Annotated in this window: 15 protein-coding genes; 2 read left to right on the top strand and 13 right to left on the bottom strand. The window is 68.5% G+C overall.

The window, feature by feature from the left end; genetic code table 11:
• Position 1: 1 nt before the first annotated feature.
• Genes BM133_RS16455 through BM133_RS16445 form a run of 3 tightly spaced genes read right to left on the bottom strand, consistent with a single transcriptional unit; the run spans position 2 to position 3,051 of the window.
• Complete coding sequence (locus tag BM133_RS16455; RefSeq protein ID WP_177224854.1) at positions 2-958, bottom strand: lysylphosphatidylglycerol synthase domain-containing protein; 957 nt, start codon at positions 956-958, stop codon at positions 2-4.
• Between the two features lie 16 nt (positions 959-974).
• Complete coding sequence (gene clsB / locus BM133_RS16450; protein WP_093435705.1) at positions 975-2,246, bottom strand: cardiolipin synthase ClsB; 1,272 nt, start codon at positions 2,244-2,246, stop codon at positions 975-977.
• A 13-nt stretch (positions 2,247-2,259) separates the two neighbouring features.
• A complete protein-coding gene (locus BM133_RS16445) occupies positions 2,260-3,051 on the bottom strand; it encodes an endonuclease/exonuclease/phosphatase family protein (RefSeq protein ID WP_093435703.1) in 792 nt (263 codons plus the stop codon).
• 281 nt (positions 3,052-3,332) lie between these two features.
• On the opposite strand from BM133_RS16445, the gene BM133_RS16440 reads away from it, so the two are divergent.
• Positions 3,333-3,770 (top strand): serine/threonine protein kinase, encoded by a 438-nt coding sequence (locus BM133_RS16440; protein WP_093435700.1) that lies wholly within the window; start codon positions 3,333-3,335, stop codon positions 3,768-3,770.
• Between the two features lie 92 nt (positions 3,771-3,862).
• Here BM133_RS16440 and BM133_RS16435 read toward each other — a convergent pair whose 3' ends face one another.
• The 5 genes from BM133_RS16435 to BM133_RS16415 form a co-directional block, all read right to left on the bottom strand.
• Positions 3,863-4,438, bottom strand: a complete 576-nt coding sequence (locus BM133_RS16435; RefSeq protein WP_093435697.1) for a Spy/CpxP family protein refolding chaperone — start codon at positions 4,436-4,438, stop codon at positions 3,863-3,865.
• Between the two features lie 158 nt (positions 4,439-4,596).
• Entirely contained in the window at positions 4,597-5,670 is a 1,074-nt protein-coding gene (locus tag BM133_RS16430; RefSeq protein WP_093435695.1) for a flavodoxin family protein, read from the bottom strand.
• Positions 5,671-5,763: 93 nt separating this feature from the next.
• Positions 5,764-6,651, bottom strand: a complete 888-nt coding sequence (locus BM133_RS16425) for a pirin family protein (protein ID WP_093435692.1) — start codon at positions 6,649-6,651, stop codon at positions 5,764-5,766.
• A 59-nt stretch (positions 6,652-6,710) separates the two neighbouring features.
• Positions 6,711-7,268, bottom strand: coding sequence for a DUF3159 domain-containing protein (locus BM133_RS16420; protein ID WP_093435689.1), 558 nt, complete (start codon positions 7,266-7,268; stop codon positions 6,711-6,713).
• On the bottom strand, positions 7,265-8,671 hold the full coding sequence (locus BM133_RS16415) for a carotenoid oxygenase family protein (RefSeq protein ID WP_093435687.1): 1,407 nt from the start codon (positions 8,669-8,671) through the stop codon (positions 7,265-7,267). Before BM133_RS16415 ends, BM133_RS16420 begins: the two co-directional genes overlap by 4 nt.
• 163 nt (positions 8,672-8,834) lie before the next feature.
• Between BM133_RS16415 and BM133_RS16410 the strand changes: the two genes are divergently transcribed.
• On the top strand, positions 8,835-9,494 hold the full coding sequence (locus tag BM133_RS16410) for a TetR/AcrR family transcriptional regulator (protein ID WP_177224853.1): 660 nt from the start codon (positions 8,835-8,837) through the stop codon (positions 9,492-9,494).
• Between the two features lie 110 nt (positions 9,495-9,604).
• On the opposite strand, the gene BM133_RS16405 is transcribed toward BM133_RS16410, so the two are convergent.
• The 5 genes from BM133_RS16405 to BM133_RS16385 all read right to left on the bottom strand — a co-directional run bounded on the left by BM133_RS16405 (position 9,605) and on the right by BM133_RS16385 (position 15,260).
• Positions 9,605-10,366 (bottom strand): GNAT family N-acetyltransferase, encoded by a 762-nt coding sequence (locus tag BM133_RS16405; RefSeq protein WP_093437052.1) that lies wholly within the window; start codon positions 10,364-10,366, stop codon positions 9,605-9,607.
• 46 nt (positions 10,367-10,412) lie between these two features.
• Entirely contained in the window at positions 10,413-11,558 is a 1,146-nt protein-coding gene (locus BM133_RS16400; RefSeq protein ID WP_256219230.1) for a biosynthetic peptidoglycan transglycosylase, read from the bottom strand.
• 133 nt (positions 11,559-11,691) lie between these two features.
• The gene (locus BM133_RS16395; RefSeq protein WP_093435679.1) at positions 11,692-12,261 is read right to left on the bottom strand and encodes a hypothetical protein; all 570 of its coding nucleotides are present in this window, start codon (positions 12,259-12,261) and stop codon (positions 11,692-11,694) included.
• Complete coding sequence (xrtQ, locus tag BM133_RS16390) at positions 12,242-13,171, bottom strand: exosortase Q (protein WP_093435677.1); 930 nt, start codon at positions 13,169-13,171, stop codon at positions 12,242-12,244. The genes BM133_RS16395 and xrtQ overlap by 20 nt, the downstream gene beginning before the upstream one ends.
• Before the next feature lie 16 nt (positions 13,172-13,187).
• Positions 13,188-15,260, bottom strand: coding sequence for a VIT and vWA domain-containing protein (locus BM133_RS16385; RefSeq protein ID WP_093435674.1), 2,073 nt, complete (start codon positions 15,258-15,260; stop codon positions 13,188-13,190).
• Positions 15,261-15,308: the final 48 nt, after the last annotated feature.

Raw genomic sequence — 15,308 nt, 5'->3', positions numbered from 1 at the left:
TCTAGGGCAGGCGCCGACGACGGCGGCGCACGCGCATCTCCATGACCAGGTAGGCGCCCAGCGCAACGGCCAGCGGCAGCAGGTAGTACAGCCCCCGGTAAGCCAGCAGCGCTCCCAGCAGCGTGGCCTCGGGCACCTGGTAGGACAGCAGCGCGACGAACACCGCCTCGAGCACGCCGAGTCCCGCCGGCACATGCGTGACGACACCCGCCACCGCGGCCACCAGGAGCACCGCGAGCACGTGCGGATAGCCGACCTGGCCCTGCAGCAAGAGCCAGATCACGCCGCCCATCAGCGACCAGTTCAGGCACGACATCGCCAGCTGCAGCAGCGCCATCGCGAGCCCCGGCGTCTTGAACGTGTGGCCGCGCACGCGCCAGACGCGCCCGGCCGAGAAAGTGCACAGCGCCAGGTACCCCGCCGACAGCGCCAGCAGCACCGCCCCGAGCACGCGAAGGCCCCCGCTGCCGATCTTCCATTCGGGCGGCAGCGTCATCGGCCAGAAAGAGAAGGCCGCGCCGGCCACCACCAGGTAGCCGAGCCAGTTGGTCAGCATGCTGAAGCCCAGCACGCGGGTGATGGCCGCGTTGCCCAGGCCCAGTCGCGAATAGAGCCGGTAGCGAAAGGCCACGCCGCCGATCAGCGAGCCGAAGTTCAGGTTGAAGGCGTAGCTGATGAAGGTCACGCCCATCACGGAGCCGGCGCCCAGCGGGTGTCGCGTCAAGTGCCGGCCCAGCAGGTCGTAGGTGCTGTAGAGCGCGAAGCTGCACGCGGCCAGCGCGCCGGCCGCCAGGAGCGTTGTCGCGGGCAGCGCGCGGATCGCCTGGAGCACCTCGCCCCAGTCGATGACGCGCGCCTGGTTTACCAGCAGCCAGGCAACGAGCCCGAAGAAACCCCACACGACCACCCGGCGGGCCCAGGGCCACCAGGACTGGCGAGCGAGGGCCGTCGTGCTCATGCGCATGCCCATGGGCTCATGCCGCTTCCGTCTGCGTGGCGCCGCCGGTGTGTTCGTTGTTCTTCTCGTTCTTCTGCCTTTCGGCCAGATCGGTTGCCTCGGCGGGCGTCAGGCGCGGCACGTGGCGCGGCAGGCGGTCCAGCCACGCGGGATACCAGCGCAGGAAGTGGAAGATGAAGAAGCTGCGCACCAGCCGCCACCCGCTCCATTCGCTCGCCAGGTCCGCCGTGTCGATCTGCTTGCAGCTGTGCTGCATCAGCTGGTCCATGCGCTGCCACAGCACCTCGTTGAAGGCCTTGTCGCGCACGACCACGTTGGCCTCCAGGTTGAGCGACAGGCTCAGCGGATCGAGGTTGCTGGAGCCCACCGTGCTCCAGCGGTCGTCCATCAGCGCGATCTTGCCGTGCAGCGGCCGGTCGCAGTACTCGTAGATGCGCACGCCCGCGTGCAGCAGGTGGTGATACAGCATGCTGGCGGCCGTCTTGACGATCGGCATGTCGGGCTCGCCCTGCAGGATGAGCCGCACGTCCACGCCGCGGCGCGCGGCGCGACGCAGTTCCTTGATGAGCCGGTAGCCCGGAAAGAAATACGCATTGGCGATCACGATGCGCTCGCGCGCCGAGCGGATCGCGGCGCGGTAGTGGCGCTCGATGTCGTTGGTGTGGCGGCGGTTGTCGCGCGTCACGAAGATCGCGTCGGCTTCGCCGGCCACGGTCTGGCGCACCGGCGGCGCCTGCTTGAGCCGGCGGCGGAACCACCCCGCGCCCTTGCCGCCGACGGCAATGGCGCGCAGCACGAACTGGTGGATCTCCGCCACGATCGGGCCCGCGAGTTCGACCGCGTAGTCCTGCTTGGCCTTGGGGCCGAAATCGAGCAGGTGGTCGGCCGAGTAGTTGATGCCGCCGACGAAAGCGCGTTCGCCATCGACCACCACGATCTTGCGGTGCATGCGGCGGAACACGTTCAGCCGCTGCCCCATGAAGCGATGGCCGGGGTCGAACACCCGCACCTTCACGCCGACCGAAGTGAGCCCCTCGATGAATTCGCGCGAGAGATCGGGCGAGCCGAAGCCGTCGATCATCAGGTCGACCTTGGCGCCGCGCTGTGCCGCCTCGCGCAGGGCCGCGTGCAACGCCAAGCCCACCTTGTCCTCGAACAGGATGAAGGTCTCGACGATCACTTCGCGCTGCGCCGCGCGGATCGCGTCGAACACGCGCGGAAAGAATTCCTCGCCGTTCTCGAGCAGCTCGATGCGGTTCCCGCCGACCCAATGGTTGCCGTGGCTCATGGTGCAGCCCGCTTCAGAGATCGATGTCCGCCACCAGCGGCGCGTGGTCCGACAGGTGCGACCAGGGCCTGCGCGGCAGCACGACCGGCGCGTGCACGCCGGCATTGCGCACGTAGATGCGGTCCAGCGGCAGCACCGGGAAGCGCGACGGAAAGGTCCTGGCGGCGCGCCCGTTGGCGTGCACGAACACCTCGCGCAGCGACGCGCCTTGCGCCAGCACCTCGTGCGCGCGGCCGCGCCAGTCGTTGAAGTCGCCCGCGACGATCAGCGGCGCATCGGCCGGCACTTCGTCGCGCACGATGTGGCAGAGCAGTTCAAGTTGCTGCTGGCGGTGCGCCTCGGCCAGCCCCAGGTGCGCGCAGATCACATGCACGTCGACCGTGCGGCCGGGCAGGCGCAGCACGCAGTGCAGCAGGCCGCGCTTCTCGGGGCCGCTCACCGACACGTCGTGGTTGCGGAAATGCACGATCGGAAATTTCGACAGCACCGCATTGCCGTGGTGGCCCTTCGGGTACACGGCGTTGCGGCCGTAGGCGAACTGCGGCCACATCGTGTCGGCGAGGAATTCGTAGTGCGGCGCCTCCGGCCAGTTGCTCACCTTGCGGGAGTGCCGCGAGTGCGTGCCCAGCACCTCCTGCAGGAACACCACATCCGCGCCCACCGTGCGCACGGCATCGCGCAACTCGGGGAGGATGAACTTGCGGTTGAGCGCAGTGAAGCCCTTGTGGGTGTTCACCGTCATGACCTTGAGCGAGGTCGGCGCGGGCGCTGCATCGGCTGCATCGGGAATTGGCGAAGAAGACATCGACTTGGTTGTACGTTGCCGCACCGGCCGCGCCTGTAGGAACGCGCCACCTTCTTGCGTGCCGTTCTCCGCGCCTTTCCACGCCTTTCGCCACGCCTTCGCGTTCGGGAGGCCGGCTCCTACAGGCGAGCCTGCCGCACCCTCACAGGCAGGCCTGCCGCACCCCGACACGGGCCGCCTCCAGGGCCTCCTACGGTGATTTCAGGGCTGGCGACAAGGCGGCCCAAGGTTCTCCATTCCATGACTCATCCCCTCATCCGAGACAAGCAAAGGAACACACCATGAAGCAGCAGACAACTGTTATTTTTCGAAGTACGGTGCTCGCCGTGCTGATGGCCGCGGCCGGCGGCGCCATGGCCCAGGCCACGTCGATTCCCGCGCAGCCCGACCCGTCCGTGGGCGGCGAGGCCAGCACGATGACGCCGGCCGGCGTGGCCAATCCGCCGCAGCGCCCCGACAACTCGATGCCCGCCTCCCGCGAGGCCGTGAAGGCCGAGGCGCGTGCGCAGAACCGCAACAACGCCAACAGCATGGTGCCCAAGGGCGAGGCCACGACCACCGTCAACCACCAGCCCAACGCCATGCCGCAGCCGACCGGCGAGATGTCGCGCGCGGAAGTGAGCCAGCAGGCGCGCAAGGTGAAGCCGCGCTTCGGCGAGAAGGGCGAGCGGCCGACCGTGCCGACCAATCCAACCGACAAGACCGGTACGCCTCAGTAAGCACGGGCACCGCGCCTGACAACGAAAGAGCCCGCAGCGCCTTGTGCGCTGCGGGCTCTTTTCACGGACCACCGTCGCCGGTGGCCGGTTGCTCAGCTCTTGACGGGCGCCGCGTTGCGCTGGCCGCCATGGCCGTCTTGGCCGCGGTGGAAGCGATGGCCGTGGCCACCGGCATGCACCGTTTCAGCATCGAAGGTCTTCTGCTGCTCGGGCGTCAGCGCGGCATAGAAGGTCTTCGTGGCGTCGGCACGCTTGGCGAACATCGCGCTGCGCTCGGCCTGGCGGGTCTGCATGCGTTCCAGGCGCTCGGGCGTGGTCAGCTTGGCGAACTCGGCGCGGTCCATGCGCTGCGGCCGGGCACCGGCGGGCGGCTGGTTGGCCGTGGTGTAGGTGCTCCACGCGCCTTCCTGGGCGGCGGTCAGCTTGAGCTTGTCCTTCAGCGCGGCCATGCGCTTGGCACGGTGCTCCTTCATGCGCTCCATGCGCTGGGCCGGGTCCATGCGCTTGTGCTGCGCCTTGGGGGCGGCGGTGGTGTCGGCCTGGGCCACGGCAGCGGTTGGCGCTGTCGTGGTGGTTGCGGCCGGCGCTTGAGCGAAGGCACCCGAAGAGGCGAGGGCGGCGGAGCCCAGGAGGCTCGCCCAGACGATGCGTTGGCGAAGAGAAATCATGAGAAGTGCTTCCTTTCGAAGAAGCCCGCCACCGAGGGGCAGCAGGTGAAGCGAAGTGTGGAAGACCTCTGTATCGCCTCCGTTAGCCTGGAGTGAGCTTGCGTAAAGAATGATGAATCGCGCGAATCGCCCGATGGACCGCGCCTTTGCGGTGTGACTTATTTGGGCCGTGGCTGCTTCAGGCCCCGGTCCGGGACCTGCAGTTTGCCGGCGCGCAATTCGCCCACGGCGCGAGCGACGGCACGCGCCACGTTGCGGACCTCTTCCTGCACGTCGGCATCGGCGTCCAGCGCATCGTGGCTGGTGGCGTAGGGCTCGTAGTAGCCGATGTAGCGGTCCAGGCGCGCCTGCGCGCCGGCATCGATCAGGCCCATCCAGTCGAGCCAGTCGGTGAGGTTGCGGCGCAGGCTCTCGGTGCCGGCCACGTCGCCGTGCACCACCACGCCGTAGACGCGGCCCTCGAGGTGCTTGGGGTAGCCCCAGCCCTCCAGTTCGAGCGCCTTGGCTTCCTCGGGCTTCTTGCCGTGCGTGCTCGTAGGGTCGGGGTTGCCGCCGTCGGCGCAGACGAGCCGGTCGATCATGAGCTTCAACGGGCTCGCGGCCTGGTACCAGTGCGTGGGCGTCAGCAGGATCACGCCATGCGCGGCGACCCAGCGCTCGTAGATCTCGTTCATCCAGTCGCCGGTCTGGCGCAGCGAATGGTTGGGGTAGCAGCTGCAGGGCCAGTGGCACAACGGCATGGCGGTGGAGACGCAGCCCTTGCAGGGGTGGATCTGCCGGCCGTATTCCGACGTGAGGAGGCTCAGGTCGAGCACGTCGGTTTCGATGCCGCCGCCTTCGAGCACTTCACGCGCCAGTTCGGTGAGGCGCCAGGTCTTGGAAATCTCGCTGGGGCAGGTGCCGTCGTTGCGCGGCGAGCCGTTGACCAGCAGCACGCGCGAGCGCGTCTCCCGCTGGCCCCAGGCGGCCTGCGCCGCATCGAGGCGCGCCTTGGCTTCCAGCCAGTCGACCGACAGGTCGTAGCCGGGGTCCGCATACCCGGGCCCTGCCTTGCGCGTGACGGGCGACTTGCGGCCTTCCTGGTAGGCCTCCCAGGCGATCAGTTCGATGCGCTGGAGCGAATCGGTCTCGGCCTTGAAGGCCGGGTCTTGGAAGGGCTGCATGAAGCGGTCATGGAACTGGGCGCGCTGCAGCGTGTCGGGCGCCTGTCCTTTGCGGATCGTGGGGGGCATGAGCGCAATCTATGCGCCGCGTGCCACGGTGCGGCCTGCATCGCGATGCCGACTTTCGGTAGGCCCGCGACTACAGCAACCGCAGTTGCTCGCTCAGCCGAGCTGGCCGTTCTGGAAGTCGTGCACGGCCTGCTTCACTTCTTCCTGCGTGTTCATCACGAACGGGCCGTACTGCGCGATGGGTTCGTGCAGCGGCCGGCCCGCGATCAGCAAGGCGCGCGCCGGGCTGTGGTTGGTGGCGCCGGCACGCAGCACCACGCCGTCGCTGCCGGCGTCGTTGGCGAGGATGGCCATGCGGCGCGTCGGCACTTCGCTGCCCGCGATCCAGAGCGACTCGCGGAACACGTAGACCAGCACGTTGTGGTCCGCGGGCAGCGGCTGCGCGAACTCGGCGCCCGGCGGCAGCGTGATGTCCAGGTAGAGCGGCTCGGTGTGCTCGCGCCGCACCGCGCCCTCGATGCCGTGGCTCGCGCCCGCGATCACGCGCACGTGCACGCCTTCGGTGGTGGTGTATTCGGGGATCTCTTCGCTCTGGATGTCGCGATACCAGGGGTCGCGCATCTTGTCCTTGGCGGGCAGGTTGAGCCAGAGCTGAAAGCCTTCCATGAGGCCTTCTTCCTGCTCGGGCAGTTCGCTGTGCACGAGGCCGCGGCCGGCCGTCATCCACTGCACGCCGCCGTTTTCGAGGAGCCCCTCGTGGCCTGCGCTGTCGCGGTGGCGCATGCGGCCCGCGATCATGTAGGTGACGGTTTCGAAGCCCCGGTGCGGATGGTTCGGAAAGCCGCCGATGTAGTCGCCCGGGTTGTCGCTGCCGAAGGCGTCGAGCATCAGGTAGGGATCGAGCCGTTTCTGCAGTGGCTGCTGCAGCACGCGGGTGAGTTTGACGCCGTCGCCGTCGCTGGTGGAGACACCGGCCACGATGTGGTCCAGGCCTCGCGGCGTGGTGACGGGTTCGGTGGGGTGGTTGGCATTCTTCTTCATCGGCCCATGGTGTCACTAACCCCCCGACCGCGCCACCGGTGGGGACGAGCGCATCCGTGTCAGCCGGCGGCCCGCAATTTCGCCCGCATGCGCTGCGGATACCACTGGGTGAAGCGGATCGCACCGACGATGGCCGCGACCGTCACCGCAATGCCCACCCACAGGGGCAGCGCGGGCATGTAGATCATGGCCACATCCGCCAGCACCATGAGCGCGAAGGCGACGGCCCACGCGGCGGTGATGACATTGTTGATCCGCCTGAAGCCCGGTTGCGTCCATACCTCGGGCGGCGTCTGCTCCTTGGCGTATTGCAGCGTGAAAGGCTGGCCGATGAGCATCGAGGCCAGCACCACGACAAGAAGGCCGGCGTCCACGCGCAGGCGCACGCCCAGCAGCGACCACTCCGTGTGCGCCGCGAGGGCAAAGACGGCGAGGCCGCCGAACAGCAGCACGGTGCCGATCTCCAGCACCTTGACCGTGCGCCCGGGGCTCAGCCAGTCGCGCACCAGGAAGGCGGCCGAGAGCAGCGCAGCGGCGCACAGCGCGGGCACGACGCCCAGGATGCGGTCGAACACCGCGAAGACGATGAAGGGCACGAAGGCCAGCAGCATGCTCATGCGCGTTCTCCAAACCAGTTGCCGTGAAAACCGACCGGCACGCGGTGCGGCAGCGACGCCGTGCAGACCGGGCCTTTGGCCAGCGCGCGGGCATCGAAGATGACGAGATCGCTGGTGTTCGTCGCGCCGCGCCACACGGTGGCCAGCAGCCAGCCGTCGCCTTCTTCGGCATCGGGCGAGCGGGGAACGAAGACGCCTTCGGACACCACGTCGGGCGCGGGGAACAGGTACATGTCGTGCCCGGCCGTGGCGTGATCGACGTGGCGCAGGCCCGCATAGAGCCGCTGCGGTTCGCCCGGCTGCGCCTCGGCCCGGCACACGTACCAGCCATGACGGTACGGCAGGCCCGCGAAGCGATCGTCGATGCGGGGAAATTCGCCCGAAATATCCTCCAGCCGCGTCTGCGTGAATTCGCGCGTCGGGTCCGACAGGTCGAACTGCCAGCGCGCCAGCCAGCTCGGCGGCGTGGTCTCGCTCGCGGGCGAGCCGTCGGGCTTCGGAAAGAGCGGCGGCGTGGCGAACTGGATCACGTCGGCGAACAGGCGGCCGTCGGCCTCCCAGGCGTTCATGACGTGGAACATGTAGCAACTCGCACCGCGCCACCAGACGATGTCGGCGGTGCTGCCATGGCGCGGCATCACGCCCACGCGGGTGCCGTATTCGGGCTCCCAGGCGTAGGGCGGGCGGCCGCTCTGGGCGCGCTCCATGCTGGCCGTGAGCGGCATGATGGGGAACATCACGTAGCGCTCGGTCACCATGAAGTCGTGGACCATGCTGGCGTAGGGCGCCTCGAAATGCTCCAGGCGCGTGACGCGGCCCTCGGGCGAGATCACGCCGAAGCTCATGCCGCTGGACAGCCGCGCCGGCGTGCCGTAGCCGAAGAACAGCAGCTCGCCGGTGCGCGGATCGGTCTTGGGATGGGCGGTGAAGCTGCCCTGCAGGGCGCCGTCGAAATCGGTCGCGCCCAGGGTGGCGAGGGTGGGCAGGTCGACTTCGATCGGCAGGTGCGCCTCCTCCAGCGCGAGCATGTGGCCGGCATGGCCGATCACGTTGGTGTTGGCCGTGCCGTCGGTCGGCTGGGGTGCGTGGCTGGAGGGCGCCTTCTGGAAGCCGCTCGCCAGGTCCCGCCCTTCGGTGGCGGCCCGCCAGAGCTCGGTGCGCACCCAGCGGTTGCGGTAGTGCACCTGGCCATCGGCCAGCGTGAACGAATGCAGCATGCCGTCGCCGGCGAACCAGTGCGCCTTGGGATCGGACACCACCGGGTTCGGGCCGTTGCGCACGAGCGTGCCGCGCAGGCCCTCGGGCAGCGTGCCGCGCAGGGGCAGCGGGCCGAGCTCCGTCTCGAAGTCGATCGGTCCCATGTTGGGCGGCGGGGCATTGCGGGGAAGGGTGACATCGTTCATCGGGGCTCCTGGGGGTTCGATTGAGGTCGTCCGGATATCTTTCCAGTGGAAATATCAACGAGCCCGCCTGCGAAGTCAAGTAATTTTTCCAGTGGTAAGATTTTTGACCTCCTTGCCGCTGCGCCTCGCCCTTTCCTTTTTCCTCCTCCTTCTCCTTCCCCCGATGACCACCGAAGCCCCGCCCAAGCGCTACCACCACGGCTCGCTGCCCGAGGCCCTGCTCGCCGCGGCCGAGGCGGTGCTGCTGCGCGACGGCATTCCCGGCCTGGGCCTGCGGGCCATCGCCCGGGAGGCGGGGGTGTCGCACACGGCGCCCAAGCACCATTTCGGCGACACGACGGGGCTGGTGAGCGAGCTGGCCGCGGTCGGTTTCCGGCGCCTGACCGAGGCCATGCGCGCCGCCGCGCCCGGCACGGCGGACGTGCGCGGGCGCCGCAATGCGATCGCACGCGCCTACGTGCACTTCGCCCATGACAACGCGGCGATGTTCGGCCTGATGTTCCGCAACGAGATGATCGACATCCGGCGTCCCGCGCTGCACGAGGCCGCCCGCGAGGCGATGCGCGTGATGGCCGCCATCATCGGCGGCAGGCCGGAAACCTCGGGGGAAACGCCGGTGTCACTGGGCGACACCGAGGCGGTGCGGATGACGGCCGCCTGGGGCTACGTGCACGGCCTGGCGATCCTGCTGATCGACCAGCGCCTGGGCGGCATCCTCCAGGTGACGCCCGGATTCGGCAGCCCGATCGACCTGGTCGATGCGACGCTGCGGGACGCGCGCTTCGGCTTCGAAGCCGGCGAAACGCTCGAAAAAAAGCCCTGAGGAGTCCCTTCGTGAAACACCGAGGAACCGGCTTCGCCGGGCCTCAGGTGTTGCCCCCGGTAGGGAGCAGGAGAAGCGACACGAAGTGCGCGCAGCCTGGGGGCGAGCCCTTATCCGGGCCACTGCTGGCGTTGCCAGTAGCGGTATTGCCAGTGCGTCGTGAAACCGGCGCGGCGGTAGAGCGACAACGCCGGATGGTTCTGCGCATCGACCTGCAGGAACACGCGTTCGAAGCCCGCCGTCAGCGCCGCTTGCGCAAGCCCCGCCAGCACGCGCCCCGCCAGTCCCCGGCCGCGGTGCGCCTTGTCGGTGCGCATGCCGTGCACACTGGCCCAGCCATGCCCGAAGGCCATGGCGCCCGCGGCCACGGTGCGCCCGTTCTCGCGCACGCTCGCGTAGAGCGAGCCCTTGGCGCGGGCCAGCGAGCGCACCCGGTGGGCGCCGTCCACCGGATCGAACCCCTCGCCGAGAAACAGCGCGGCCCAGGCGTCGTCGGGTGCGCGGTCCACATCGGCCATCGAACCGGCGCCGGTCGCCACCTGCCGCAGTTGCAGCATTTGCCGCGCCGTTCCGATCTGCACGCAGGTGGGGTTGTCCTGCACGTAGTGCCGGCGCTCGAGTTCGGCGCGCAGGCTGTCGAAGCAGTCGGCATCGGCCAACCGGAGCGCGGGCACGACCTGGCGGCTGTCGTAGCGGTCCTCGATGCGGTCCAGCGTGGCCGCGTCCACCGCGCTGCGGTGGAGCGGAACCGCCGACTTGGCGCGCTTGACGGTCCCGCCGTCGAAAGGCAGCAGCCAGCCGTCGAGCTCCTCGCAGGCCTCGGGCGACACCGCGGCGACGGTGGCGCGTTCGATGGCTTCGATGTCGGCGATGTTCTGCGCTGTCGTCAATGGAATATCTCCGTGCTTCGCGCTGCGCTCATGGCGTGTTGGCTTCCGGTGCGGTGTATTTGGCTGCCGCCACGCTCTTGAGCAGCACCTCGCGCTGGTTGCGGCTGATGCCGCGCACGCTTTCTGCAACCCACTTGGTGCGGTCTGCATCGATGCGTCCGTCGCGCCGCCATTGTTCGAGCACGGCCTGCGGCTTGTGCAGCATCGCGGCGAGCCACACGGCCTGCGCGGGCTCCAGCGTGCGCGCGCTGCGCTTGAAGTAGCGCCGCGCCGCCGCCTCGGCGCCGCATATGTTGCCGCCCCAGGGCGCGTTGTCCAGATAGAGCTGCAGGATGCGGGCCTTGCCCAGCGTCTGCTCCATCTCGACCGCGTAGAGCATTTCGCGCAGCTTGCGCTCGGCCGTGCGGTCGCTGCCGGTCACCAGCAGCTTGGCCAGTTGCTGGGTGAGCGTGCTGCCGCCGCGCTTGGTCTGGCCTTCCTTCTGGTTGTTGTCGATCGAGGCGAGGATCTCGGTGATGTCGTAGCCCGCGTGCGTGAAGAAGCGCTGGTCTTCGGCCGCGATGACGGCGCGCGCCAGCCAGCTGTCGTTGGCCAGCTTGGCGGACGGGCCGCAGCTGGTGCGCGCGCCGAGCATCGCCTCGGTGCCGAGCCCCTCGACCGTGAACTGGCTGATGACGGGCTGCACGGCGAAGGTGGCTTCGGGCAGCACCAGCTGGCCGCTCAGTGTGAGCGTGCCGCCGATGCGCGCGCGCTGCAGCTCGGGCAGCGTGGGCACCAGCACCGCGTACCAGCGGGCGATGGGCGCGTCCTGGACCTTGGCGCTCAGATGCAGGTTCTTGGGCGCCAGGCGGCCTTCCCATTGGCCCTGGAGCATGTCCGTCTCGGCGGTCCTGGGGGTGGCTTCGAAAGTGCCTGTCAGGGTGTTGCCGTCGCGGCGCACCGTAGCGACCAGGCGTTCGACCTTGATCGGCTGCGTGCCGAGCGCGGGCACCTCGACGCTGCAGGGCTCGCAACGCAGCTCCTGCAAGCCGGCGGCGTCTTTCCAGCTGAAACGAACGGTACCGAAACGGGTGTCGAGCGAGTGGCCGTCAAGGCGCGGCGCGAACCACGGCGAAGTGGCCAGCCGCACGGCCGTGGGCACGCCGATCTCGAAATCCAGCGGGCCGGCTTTCACCGACGTGCTCCACTCACCCGCCACAGGTGCCAGCGCGAATTTCACTATCAAAAAGATAGCTACAAGCGCTGTCAACACAAGGGCCAGCAGCCCGAAAAGCACAAATCGCAAGGTCTTCTTCACAAACACGCTCTCACATCGGTCTCGCCACGGTGACGGCTTGCCACGGACCGGTCGACTGCCCGCTGGCCGCCGACCAATACCAGGCTGAAGTGTCGGTGAAAGCGGTGCCTTGGGCATCGACGATGCGCTCGCAAACGCGGAACTTTTGCGCGCCGTGCCGTTGCGCAACAAAACAGCGCCACAAACGCGCCTGCGCATCGCGTTCCAGCCGCGCCTGTTCGATGCGATAGCCGAGCGCGCGGTAACAGTCCGCGGCCGGATGGAGCATGCGGGTGGGCTGCTTCACCTCGCGCATCACAAGGGTCTGGGTGCCGTCGGTCATGCGGCCGATGGCACCGGGAAAGCGGTCGGCGAAACGCTGCTCGACCTCGCTCAACGCGAGCGGCCGCAACGCAACGCCGTCCCATTGACTGGGCCATTCGTGCGACAGGGCCGTCTCGGCAAGCGCAACCGGCGCGCGCAGCGCCGCCGCGGTCGACCAGAGCATGCACAGCAGCATCGCCAGCGCGAAGGCGGTCTTGTGGCCGATGCGGTTGATGAAATGGTTGGCGAACCAGCGTTCAAAGAACGGTGTCGACATGGCGGCCTCCTTGCGTGGTGATCAGGCCCGGGATCGGGTGGTCGGCCGGTTCCGGCACGGCGCGCGCGGGCACCATCAGGCGTGCGATGGCGCCGCACACGGCCGCCAGCACGACCAGCCCGAGCGCGTTGTGCGCCCACGGCGCCAATGCGTGGCCCGCGCCCTCGAAAGCAATCAGCACGCTGTTGCGCACGATGTTGCCGCCCAGCACCAGCAGGCCGACCATCGGCAGGCGCCGCAGGAAGGCCTTGTCGCTGCGGCGCGCCCACAGCGCGACGGCGCAGGCGGTGAAGTAGCCCAGCCACACCATCTGCACGCCGGAGCAGGGCGCATCGACGATCACCAGACGGCCATCGACCACCAGGCTCGTGCCTTCGCGCGCCACGTCGAAGCCCGGCGCGAGCAGCCAGCGGCTGGCCTCGGCCGTCACCACGCGCAGCGGATAGCCCGCATAGAACTGCAGCGACGACAGCAGCGGCAGTGCGAGCACTGCCAACCCCGCTACCGGCAACGCAGCCACGCGTCTCGGCAGGAATGCCAGCAGGCCGCAGGCCAGCGCCAGCACGGCCACCAATCCCGCCGCCAGCGGGGGCAGCGCGGGCACGACGCCGAGCCCCGAACGCAGCAGCGTGGCGAGCACGGTGCCGGCACCCGCCAAGGCCAACCAACCCAGGCGCGGGGACGCTCGCAGCTCGCGCCGGCATTGCCACGCCAATGCTGCGAGTGCGACCAGCGCCACCAGGCCCAGCGGATCGTCCGAACCGTCGCGCATGCGCTGGACCATCCATGCCCACGTGGGGGTCAGCGCGGCGAACTGCAGCGCGAGCCAGCCGGCGGCCGGCGTGCGGTCGATGTGAATGCCCCAATCCACGACGCGCGGATGACGGTGGGCGAGCGTTGCCAAGGACATGTTTCTTCTCGATCGTTCAGGAGGTGAAGCGGCGTGCGTCGTTGCGGCGCGCGCGGCGGCGCAGCATGGCGAGCATCGACAGCACGACGGCGATGGCACCCAGCGACTCGGGTTCGGGCGTGCTGGGCACTTCGGCGCCCAGCGCCTGGTTGCTCACGCCCTGCGGCATCGGCAGCGGCTGGTTCACGTCGACGCTGTTCTGCGGCGCCGCGTTGCGCACCACCTTGTCGACCGCGATGAAGCTCGTGTACTGCGTGAGCAGGCTGTACTTCAGGCCCAGCTCGGTGATGCGCTCCTTGAAGGCCGCGCTGCCTTCGAGCGTTTCCTGGTCGCTCAGGCTCTGGATGCGATGGCGCGCCCACAGCGTACGCAGTGCCGCGGTGTCCAGGCGGGTGCGATCGTCGATGCGCACTTCCTGGCGGTAAGGGCCGCTGGCGCTCTGGCCTTCGATGATCACGCGGCCCTTGGGCTCGCCACGCCATTTGCCGAACACGATCACCGGGCGTTCGCCGAGCACGTCGGGCAGGGCCTGCGGTTCCACGTCATACACATCGAGGCCGCCGAAGGTGGCCCTCACGCTGGTGAGCACCGGCGACTCCACCATGCGGCGAAAACGCGCGGCCTGCTCGGGCGCCTGCACCGGGTCGGTGATGATGAACGGCTCGCCCATGCCGGCGCGTGCAATGCCTTCCATCAGGCTGCGATTCACGGAAGAGCCGATGCCGAAAGCGAACACGTTGGCTTTGGAGAGGTTGCTGCGCACCAGGTCGAAGGCTTCGCGCTCGACCGTCACGTAGCCGTCGGTCACCACGACCACGGTGCGCGACACGTTCTCTTCCTTCGGCTCGGCGTAGACGCGCTTCAACGCCGGAATCAGTTCGGTGCTGCCGCTGCCGCTGTAGTTCTTGATCGTCGCGAGCGCCTGCTCGATATTGGCGCGCGTAGCCGGCACGGATTTGGGCGAGAGCATCTTGTTGCTGCCCGAGAACAGCAGCACGTTGAAGGTGTCGCTCGGGCGCAGCCCGCCGATCAGGCGTTCGAGCACCGTCTTGGCGGTGTCCAGCGGAAAGCCGTGCATCGAACCCGAGATATCGACCACGAAGATGTAGTCGCGCGGCGAGATGGCGCTGGCGGCCACGGCCTTGGGCGGCTCGATCATCGCGAGGAAGAAGTTTTCGGCGCTTCCATCCGGGTTTTGGCCTTGGCCTTTGTAGAGCATCAGGCCCGACTCGATCTTCTCGCCCGCCAGGCGGTAGTCGAGCACGAAGTCGCGGTTGTCGGCGGGGCGTCCATCGGCGGTGAGCGTGATGTCGGCGTGCTGGTCTTGGTCGCTCTTCTTCACCTCGATGGCGTGGGTGGTCGAACGAACTTCCTTCAGGCCCATCGGCGTGTCGATGGTGGCCTTCAGCCTGAAGCTGGTGCTCGGCGCAACGCCTGCCTGCAGCGTGGGTTGCGCGACCCACCTGGCTTGCGCGTTCTCCGACTGCGGGCTGTTGTAGCGTGGGCCGACCACGGTCGGGAACACGAACTCGTAGTTGCCCGATTGCGGCACCAGCAGTTCGGTGTAGCGCAGCTCCACCTTCACATCGTCGCCGGGCAGGATGTTGGCGACGTTCATCTGGAACACGTTGGGCAGGTGCTGCTCGAGCAGCGCGGCGGTCTTGCCTTCTTTCTTGGCGGTGTCGTATTCGATCTGCGCCTGCTGCTTCTCGCGGATCTGCGCGGTGATCAGGCGGTCGGCCAGCCGAACGTTCAGACCGCTCACGGCAGCCTTGATCGAACCGGGGAATACGTACTTGGCTTCGATGGCGCGCTGGCCTTCGTTGCGATAGGTCTGCGTGACCGTGACATCGGCGATCACGCCCGAGATCTTCACGGCGACTTCCGTGCCCTTGAGCGGCAGGCGATCGACCGAGGGGTCGTCGCTCTTGACGAAGAAGTAGGGGCTCTCCGTCTTCAGCCGCGGGCCGGCGGGGGCTTCCTGCGCATGCGCCGGGCGCACGCCCATGGCGATGAAGCCCGCGGTCGCCAGGCTCACGGTGGCGAGCCAGAGCCAGCAGCCGGGACGTGGGGTGGTGGTGGCATCCATGGCGGGGGTCCTTGTCCGTGCGAACTTGCACGGCCGCAACTTTCGGCA

The sequence above is a fragment of the Variovorax sp. 770b2 genome (assembly GCF_900115685.1).
In the GTDB taxonomy this organism is placed as follows: Bacteria; Pseudomonadota; Gammaproteobacteria; order Burkholderiales; family Burkholderiaceae_C; genus Variovorax.
Note: the sequence above shows the minus strand (reverse complement) of the source record. Positions and strands in the feature narration are given on the sequence as shown.

Excerpts from the sequence above, each read along its gene's own strand:
- BM133_RS16455 (WP_177224854.1), bottom strand. The coding sequence starts at position 958 with ATGAGCACGACGGCCCTCGCTCGCCAGTCCTGGTGGCCCTGGGCCCGC.
- clsB (WP_093435705.1), bottom strand. The coding sequence starts at position 2,246 with ATGAGCCACGGCAACCATTGGGTCGGCGGGAACCGCATCGAGCTGCTC.
- BM133_RS16445 (WP_093435703.1), bottom strand. The coding sequence starts at position 3,051 with ATGTCTTCTTCGCCAATTCCCGATGCAGCCGATGCAGCGCCCGCGCCG.
- BM133_RS16440 (WP_093435700.1), top strand. The coding sequence starts at position 3,333 with ATGAAGCAGCAGACAACTGTTATTTTTCGAAGTACGGTGCTCGCCGTG.
- BM133_RS16435 (WP_093435697.1), bottom strand. The coding sequence starts at position 4,438 with ATGATTTCTCTTCGCCAACGCATCGTCTGGGCGAGCCTCCTGGGCTCC.
- BM133_RS16430 (WP_093435695.1), bottom strand. The coding sequence starts at position 5,670 with ATGCCCCCCACGATCCGCAAAGGACAGGCGCCCGACACGCTGCAGCGC.
- BM133_RS16425 (WP_093435692.1), bottom strand. The coding sequence starts at position 6,651 with ATGAAGAAGAATGCCAACCACCCCACCGAACCCGTCACCACGCCGCGA.
- BM133_RS16420 (WP_093435689.1), bottom strand. The coding sequence starts at position 7,268 with ATGAGCATGCTGCTGGCCTTCGTGCCCTTCATCGTCTTCGCGGTGTTC.
- BM133_RS16415 (WP_093435687.1), bottom strand. The coding sequence starts at position 8,671 with ATGAACGATGTCACCCTTCCCCGCAATGCCCCGCCGCCCAACATGGGA.
- BM133_RS16410 (WP_177224853.1), top strand. The coding sequence starts at position 8,835 with ATGACCACCGAAGCCCCGCCCAAGCGCTACCACCACGGCTCGCTGCCC.
- BM133_RS16395 (WP_093435679.1), bottom strand. The coding sequence starts at position 12,261 with ATGTCGACACCGTTCTTTGAACGCTGGTTCGCCAACCATTTCATCAAC.
- xrtQ (WP_093435677.1), bottom strand. The coding sequence starts at position 13,171 with ATGTCCTTGGCAACGCTCGCCCACCGTCATCCGCGCGTCGTGGATTGG.
- BM133_RS16385 (WP_093435674.1), bottom strand. The coding sequence starts at position 15,260 with ATGGATGCCACCACCACCCCACGTCCCGGCTGCTGGCTCTGGCTCGCC.